Consider the following 8,061-nt stretch of genomic DNA (forward strand, 5'->3'; position numbering starts at 1 on the left):
TTGGTCCTGCCCCAGTGGTAGGTGTCGCCGGTGAGCTCGTCGCGCACCGGCACGCTCTCGTGCCAGTCGAGGCCGAGCAGCGGCATGTCCAACGACACCGTCGCCTCCTGGGTGTGGTGAGGGTCGAGGTTGGCGACCACCAGAACCGTGTTCGAGTCGTGTGCGGAGCCGGCTGATTTTGAATAGGCGATCACCGATTCCTTGTCGGTGGGATGGAAGTGCAGGTCACGCAGTTGCTGCAGAGCGGGGTTGGCGCGTCTGATCCCGTTCAGGGCGGTGATGAGCGGGGCGATCGTGTCGCCGCTGCGCGCCGCCGACTCCCAGTCGCGCGGGCGCAGTTGGTACTTCTCCGAGTTCAGATACTCCTCGCTTCCCGGCCGCACGGCGGTGTTCTCGCACAGCTCGAATCCGCTGTAGACACCCCAGGCGGGCGAGAGCGTGGCGGCGAGCACGGCGCGCACCTCGAAGGCGGGGCGCCCGCCGTCCTGCAGATAGGCGTGCAGGATGTCGGGGGTGTTCACGAAGAAGTTGGGCCGCAGGAAATGGGCGGTCTCGCGGGACAACTCCGTCAGGTACTCGGTGAGTTCGTCCTTCGTGTTGCGCCAGGTGAAGTACGTGTACGACTGCTGGAAGCCGATGGCGGCGAGGGTCCGCATCATCGCGGGGCGGGTGAACGCCTCGGCGAGGAAGATGACGTCCGGGTCGGTGGCGTTGATGTCCGCGAGCACCTGCTCCCAGAAGACCACCGGCTTGGTGTGCGGGTTGTCGACGCGGAACACGCGGACCCCGTGGTCCATCCAGAACCGCAGCAGCCGCACGGTCTCCGCGATCAGCCCCGGCATGTCCTGGTCGAAGGCGAGCGGATAGATGTCCTGGTACTTCTTCGGCGGGTTCTCCGCGTACGCGATGCTCCCGTCCGCGCGGCGGCGGAACCACTCGGGGTGCTTCTCCACCCACGGGTGGTCCGGCGAGCACTGCAACGCGAAGTCCAGGGCCACTTCGAGCCCGAGCCGCCCGGCCTCGGCCACGAAGGCGTCGAAGTCCTCCAGCGTGCCCAGGTCCGGATGGACGGCGTCGTGCCCGCCCTCGGGCGAACCGATCGCCCACGGCACACCGACATCCTGCGGCCCCGCCGAAAGGGAGTTGTTGGCGCCCTTGCGGAAGGTGGTGCCGATGGGGTGGATCGGCGGCAGGTAGACGATGTCGAAGCCCATCCCGGCGATGGCGGGCAGCCGCGCCGCCGCGGTACGGAACGTCCCCGAGACCGGCGGCTCCCCCTCCCGGACGACGGCGCCCTCCGAACGCGGGAAGAACTCGTACCAGGAGCTGTAGAGGGCCCGGCGCCGCTCCACGATCAGCGGCAACTCCTCGGAGGAGGTGACGAGTTCGCGCAGCGGGTGGCGGTCGAGCGCCGACTCCACCTCCGGGGTGAGGGCGGCGGCGAGCCGGGCGGCGGGGGAGCGGCCCGTGTCGCGCAGGGCCCGCGCCGCGCCGAGGATCACGGCCCGCTCGGCCCGTGGGGCGCCGGCCGCGGCCCGCTCGTGGAGGCGGGCGCCCTCCTCCAGGACCAGGTCGGTGTCGAGCCCCGCCGGTATCTTGATCCGCGCGTGATGGCGCCAGGTCGTGACGGGGTCGCCCCACGCCTCCACGGCGTACGTCCAGCGGCCCTCGGCGTCCGGCGTGACCTCGGCGCCCCACCGGTCGGTGCCCGGCGCGAGCTCCCGCATCGGGGTCCACGGGCCGGGCCGCCCGCCCGGGTCGCGCAGGACGACGTTGGCGGCGACCGCCTCGTGCCCCTCGCGAAAGGCGGTCGCGGTGACCCGGAAGGTCTCTCCCGGCACCGCCTTCGCCGGTTTCCGCCCGCGGTGCACGGCGGGGCCGACGTCCAGGACGGGGATGGTGGGCTGTACGGGCGGGCCTGGCTGGGTTGAGCCGAAAGGCATGTCTGACCGCTCCTGTCCGCGTGCACGGATACGTGGGTGTGGAGGGGTTCCGCGGCGCGCCGGCCACTGCGCCGGCGTGCGTACCGGAAAAGCCTTCCCACCCTTATCGGGTGAGCAATCCGGCGCTTTGTTAACTACTAGTGCGTAAGGGCGCATGCAAGACCGGCCCCGCCATGAATGGCGGGACCGGTTCAAATCGCATATGCCTTATGGGGTGTTGACCTGTACGCATATGCCTGGGGCGCTGTTCGTCCGGGGCGGCCCGTGCGACGCCCGAGGCGCGGGCCGGGCGCCGGGTCGGCACGGCCCGTGCCCCGCCGACCTCGGCGAAAGCGGCTTCCGGGCGGTCCGCGGGTCTGCGCGTGCCGGGCCCCGCTGCCCGTGCGGCGAGGCCGTCGGCGTACCGGGGAAGGTGCCCGCGGCGTGGTCGCCCGCGTCGGCCGGCGCGGTTCTCCGCGGGCGGGCGGGCAAGTCCAGACTGGCTGGAACTCCATCGTCGCGGGCGGCCGGGAGCGGACCCGCCGGGACGCCGGGACACAGCGACGGCCCACCGCCCGCAGGCGATGGGCCGCGCGGTTCCGTCGGATCAGACGGAGTCGAAGTGCCACATCTGGCTGTTCTCGCCCTGCCAGGGCTCAAGGGTCAGCTGGGTGCCCTCCTTCTCCGACCTCAGGGTCGCCACCCCGTCCATGTACGGGAAGTGGATGCGGACCTTGCCCTCGCCGACCGGCTCGATCGACCACCGCTCCGGGTAGGGCTGGTTGGCGATGAGGGGCGGGAAGATCTTGAGGTCGCTGAGCGCGAAGTGCGCCTCGTGCGAGGTGATCTTGCTCTTGATCACGTAGAGGTTGCCGCTGGTGTGGACCACGTCCCACTGCTGGTTGTCGCCCTTGTGGTACCTCCAGCCGATGACGGGCACGTTGGGTTCGGCGGTGCCCCCGCTGAGGTCGACGACACGGTCCTCGTACGCCGCGTTCCTGATCACGTACACACCGTTCGAGATGATCTCGGCCATGAAGGCTCCTTAGGGGTGTCGCGCTCGTCGGCGGCGGTGCCCGGTGGTGCGGGCCGCTCGGCGGCGCCTCCTGATCGGACGCCCTCAACCTAGGAGGCGGCCGACCGCCCCGAAAGCGGTGTTTCAGGTCGTGACATGGTGGTTTGGTGTGGCTGAAGTGCATCGTCACGCATGTCACGCTTCACCCGGGCCGCACTGAACTACCGCACCCGCGCCGCGTGCCGCCCCGGCCCCGGGGCAGGACCGGCGGATCACCCGCGGCCGGGACGGGCCGATACCCGCCGGTGCGCTGCGGCACGGCCGCGGGCCGGGGCACCGGAAGGGTCGGCGGCGGCTTGCCCGCGGGTGCGGGCTGTCGGTGGTTGTTCGCGCAGTTCCCCGCGCCCCTGAAAGCAAGCCCTCCCCTCCCCCTGCGGCAACGGCGGCGGCACGCCGGCTTCCCCAGGGGCGCGAGGAACTGCGCGCCCAGCCCCCAGCGGGCCGTACCGGCCGGCCCACGGCACCACGCAGGGGCGTCTGCCGGCGGCGGCACGCCTGCGGGTGCGGGCCGTCGGTGGTTGCTCGCGCAGTTCCCCGCGCCCCTGAAAGCAAGTCCTCCTCCCGCGGGCCGCACCGGCCAGCCCGCCACACCACGCAGAGGCGTCTGCCGGCAGCGGCCGAGCCGCGGCCGTTGCGCCGCCACGCGAATGTGGTGTCGAGTGGCGCCATGACCGACCGTTCGAGCCCGGCCGTCACCACGGTCCACGGCCCCGTGCGCGGCGAGCGGCGCGCGCACGGGCTGCGGTTCCTCGGCATCCCGTACGCCGCGCCGCCCGTGGGCGGGCTGCGCTTCGCGCCGCCGGTGGCGCCCGCGCCGTGGACCGAGCCGCTGGACGCCACCGCGTACGGGCCGACCGCGCAGCGCCGCGGCTTCGGCGCGGGCGCCACGATCCCCGAGCCGTCGGTGCCCGGCCCCGGCACCCTCAACCTCAACGTTTTCACGCCCGCCGCGGACCCGGCAGCGGCGCTCCCCGTCCTGGTCTGGATCCACGGCGGCGGATACGTCGCCGGATCCGCGGCGAGCCCCTGGTACGACGGGGACGCGTTCAGCCGTGACGGCGTCGTCCTCGTCTCGCTCGGCTACCGGCTCGGCATCGAGGGCTTCCTCCATCTGGCCGATGCCCCCGACAACCGTGGAGTGCGCGACTGGATCGCCGCCCTGGAGTGGGTGCGGGACAACATCGCGGCGTTCGGCGGAGACCCCGCCAAGGTCACGGTCGCCGGCCAGTCGGCGGGCGGCGGCGCCGTCCAGACACTCCTCGCCACACCCGCCGCCCGCGGCCTGTTCCGCGCCGCCCTCGCCATGTCAGGGGCGATGATGGAGCCGCAGGAGCGGTGGGCGGGCATCGCGGTCTCCGAGCTCTTCACCCGGCGCACCGGCCGCCCCGCCACCGCGGCGGCCCTGCGCGACGCGTCGGACACCGAGCTCCTCGCCCTCCAGGACGCCGTGAGCGCGCCGGGGCCCGACCGCGCGGAGCTGCCCGGCCTGCTGCTCGCCCCCTTCGCCGACGGCGACCTGCTGCCGCGCTCCGCCCGCACCGAGCTCACCGAGGGCGACCTCGCAGCGGACGTGCCGCTGCTGCTCGGCTTCACCCGGCACGAGTTCGACGCGTTCGGCGGCCAGGAGTTGACCGACCTCGTCTTCCGCCGGCCGAACCTCGCGGTGGCCGAGGCGCGCGCCGCCCGCGGATACCCCGTTTGGCTGTACGAGTTCGCCTGGCCCTCACCCGTGCCAGGACCCGCCCACGGGCTCGCCTTCCACTGCCTGGATCTGCCCTTCGCCTTCGACCTGCTCGGCGCCGACGGCGTCACCGCGGCGGCGGGCGACACGCCGCCCCAGCCGCTCGCCGACGCGATGCACGGGGCGTACGTCGCCTTCGTCCGCGATCTCGACCCCGGCGGAGCGTGGCCGCGCTACACGCAGGGACGGCGCGCCGTCCGCGTCTGGGACGCCGAGCCGCGCCTCGCCGACGACCCGCTGCGGGCGGTCCGGGAGGCCCGCCCCGACTGATGTGCTCCCCGTGCGCCGTGGTTGAGGAGGGCGGCACCCGGCTACCGTCGATGCGAGCCGTCGACACGCTCACGCGCACGTACACGCCGTACGAAGGTGGAGACCGTGAAGGCAATCCGTCGATTCACCGTACGACCCGTCCTGCCCGAGCCCCTCACCCAGCTGGCCGATCTCGCCCGCAACCTGCGCTGGTCCTGGCACCCGCGCACCCGTGACCTCTTCCAGGCCGTCGACCCCCGGCTCTGGGAGGCCTCCGGCTGCGACCCCGTGCGCCTCCTCGGCGGCGTGCCCGCCGCCCGGCTCGCCGCGCTCGCCGAGGACCCGGAGTACCTGCGGCGGCTCGACGAGGCCGCCGAGGAGCTGCGCGAGTACGTCACCGGGGAGCGCTGGTACCAGGAGCGGGCCCGCAGCGAACCCCTGCCACGCGCCGTCGCCTACTTCTCGCCCGAGTTCGGCATCACGGCCGCCCTGCCGCAGTACTCGGGCGGCCTCGGCATCCTCGCGGGCGACCACCTGAAGGCCGCGAGCGACCTCGGCGCCCCGCTCATCGGCGTCGGGCTGCTCTACCGGCACGGCTACTTCCGCCAGACGCTGTCCCGCGACGCCTGGCAGCAGGAGCACTACCCGGTGCTCGACCCGAACGAGCTGCCCCTCGCCCTGCTGCACGAGCCCGACGGCACGCCCACCACCGTCGCGCTCGCCCTGCCCGGCGGGCGCTCGCTGCGCGCGCACATCTGGCAGGCCCAGGTCGGGCGCGTACCGCTGCTCATGCTCGACTCCGACGTCGAGGAGAACGGCCCCGGCGAGCGCGACGTGACCGACCGGCTCTACGGCGGCGGCAGCGAGCACCGGCTGCTCCAGGAGATGCTGCTCGGCATCGGAGGGGTGCGCGCCGTCCGGGCGTACTGCCGCCTGACCGGCCACCCCGAGCCCGAGGTCTTCCACACGAACGAGGGCCACGCGGGCTTCCTCGGCCTGGAGCGCATCCACGAACTCGCGCTGGAAGGAGTCGAGTTCGACGCCGCCCTCGAAGCCGTCCGGGCCGGCACCGTCTTCACCACCCACACCCCCGTCCCGGCCGGCATCGACCGCTTCGACCGCGAGCTGGTCGCGCGCCACTTCGGCCCCGGCGCCGAACTGCCCCGCCTCGACGCGGCGGACGTCCTGCGGCTCGGCATGGAGACCTACCCGGGCGGCGAGCCCAACCTCTTCAACATGGCGGTGATGGGCCTGCGGCTCGGCAGCCGCGCCAACGGCGTGAGCACCCTGCACGGCGCGGTCAGCCGGGAGATGTTCGCGTGGCTCTGGCCCGGATTCGACGCCGACGAGGTGCCGATCGCCTCCGTCACCAACGGCGTGCACGCCCCGACCTGGGTGGCCCCCGAGGTCTTCAGGCTCGGCGCCCGCCAGATCGGCGAGCGGCGCACCGAGGACGCGCTCTCCGTCGGCGGCTCCGACCGCTGGGACGCGGTCGCCGACATCCAGGACGCCGACATCTGGGAGCTGCGCCGCACCCTGCGCGAACAGCTGGTCCACGAGGTCAGGCGGCGCCTGCACGACTCGTGGCGGCAACGCGGCGCGGCGAGAGCCGAGTTGGGGTGGATCGACGGTGTGCTCGACCCGGACGTCCTCACCATCGGCTTCGCGCGCCGCGTCCCCTCGTACAAGCGGCTCACGCTGATGCTGCGCGACCGCGACCGGCTGATGGAGCTGCTTCGCCACCCCGAGCGGCCGGTGCAGATCGTCGTCGCGGGCAAGGCGCACCCGGCGGACGACGGCGGCAAGCGGCTCATCCAGGAGCTGGTCAGGTTCACCGACGACCCGCGGGTGCGCCCGCACATCGTGTTCCTGCCGGACTACGGCATGGCGATGGCGCAGAAGCTCTACCCCGGCTGCGACGTGTGGCTGAACAATCCGCTGCGCCCCCTTGAGGCATGCGGCACGAGCGGCATGAAGGCGGCCCTGAACGGCTGCCTCAACCTCTCCGTCCTCGACGGCTGGTGGGACGAATGGTTCGAGCCGGACTTCGGCTGGGCCATCCCGACCGCGGACGGCGCCGCCACCGACGAGGACCGCCGTGACGACCTGGAGGCCGCCGCGCTCTATGACCTCCTGGAGCGCCGCATCGCGCCCCGCTTCTACGAGCAGGGCCCCGGCGGCCTGCCCGACCGCTGGATCGAGATGGTCCGCCGCACCCTGACCCGGCTCGGCCCGAAGGTCCTCGCGGGCCGCATGGTGCGCGAGTACGTCGAGAAGCTGTACGTCCCCGCCGCGCGCGCCCACCGCACGCTGGACGCCACGTCCGCCGGGGAACTGGCCGCCTGGAAGGCCCGGGTCCGCGCCGCCTGGCCGCGGGTGGCCGTCGACCACGTGGAGGCGTCGGCGATCGGCGCCACGGCGGAACTGGGCGCGACCCTCTCGCTGCGGGTCCGTGTCCATCTGGGCGAGCTGACCCCGGACGACGTGGAGGTGCAGGTGCTCGCGGGGCGCGTCGATCCGGAGGACCACATCGCGGACGCCGCGCCGGTGCCGTTGAAACCGGCGAGCGGGCCGGACGGGGAGGGGCGGCGGGTGTACGAGGGGCCGCTCGCCCTGGACCGCACGGGGCCGTTCGGCTACACGGTGCGGATTCTTCCGGCGCACCGGCTGCTGGCGGGTGGCGCGGAGCTGGGGCTTGTCGCGGTGCCGTCCGAGGCGACGGGGGAGGAGGCGGGGGTTCTCATGCGGTGAGAGGTGCCGGGCGGTCCCGTGGAACCAATCCGCGCATGGGTATTGTCATGTCCCCCATGAAGCCCTCGCCCCACCAGGAGCTATGGCTGTGGGCGCGCGACTTTTATCAGCACGGGGGAATGAACGATGTCGTACCGGCCGACCGACTGGCATGTCCTGGATCTGGAGAAGGATCCGACGCCGGGTGATCCGCACCGGGTGCGTTCGCTGGCGAAGAACCTGCACGATTTCTCCGATGATGTCGGGCGGGTGTTGCGGGACATCAAGGGGATGGCGGGCGACGAGGCCATCCTGAAGTGGGTGGGCAAGACGGCGGACGCGTT

4 protein-coding genes and 1 pseudogene are annotated in these 8,061 nt (G+C 73.0%); 3 read left to right on the forward strand and 2 right to left on the reverse strand.

Annotated features, from left to right (window positions below; all coding sequences use genetic code 11):
• A partial coding sequence (locus tag AC07DI_RS37305; protein WP_478909401.1) for an alpha-1,4-glucan--maltose-1-phosphate maltosyltransferase occupies positions 1-1,943 on the reverse strand: 1,943 nt, incomplete at its 3' end.
• A gap of 586 nt (positions 1,944-2,529) precedes the next feature.
• On the reverse strand, positions 2,530-2,958 hold the full coding sequence (locus tag AC07DI_RS37310) for an RICIN domain-containing protein (protein WP_384249606.1): 429 nt from the start codon (positions 2,956-2,958) through the stop codon (positions 2,530-2,532).
• A 706-nt stretch (positions 2,959-3,664) separates the two neighbouring features.
• Here AC07DI_RS37310 and AC07DI_RS37315 point away from each other — a divergent pair.
• The 3 genes and pseudogenes from AC07DI_RS37315 to AC07DI_RS37325 all read left to right on the forward strand — a co-directional run.
• Positions 3,665-5,008: a carboxylesterase/lipase family protein gene (locus AC07DI_RS37315; protein WP_478909403.1), complete on the forward strand. Its 1,344-nt coding sequence runs from the start codon at positions 3,665-3,667 to the stop codon at positions 5,006-5,008.
• Positions 5,009-5,113: 105 nt separating this feature from the next.
• The gene (gene glgP / locus AC07DI_RS37320; RefSeq protein WP_478909405.1) at positions 5,114-7,738 is read left to right on the forward strand and encodes an alpha-glucan family phosphorylase; all 2,625 of its coding nucleotides are present in this window, start codon (positions 5,114-5,116) and stop codon (positions 7,736-7,738) included.
• Between the two features lie 126 nt (positions 7,739-7,864).
• Positions 7,865-8,061 (forward strand): annotated as a pseudogene (locus AC07DI_RS37325) (putative T7SS-secreted protein); the annotation flags it as partial.

It is taken from the genome of Streptomyces sp. NPDC044106 (assembly GCF_056433985.1).

What these genes read in the sequence shown, in the direction of transcription:
- AC07DI_RS37315 (WP_478909403.1), top strand. Translation starts at nt 3,665, where the DNA reads ATGACCGACCGTTCGAGCCCGGCCGTCACCACGGTCCACGGCCCCGTG.
- AC07DI_RS37310 (WP_384249606.1), bottom strand. Translation starts at nt 2,958, where the DNA reads ATGGCCGAGATCATCTCGAACGGTGTGTACGTGATCAGGAACGCGGCG.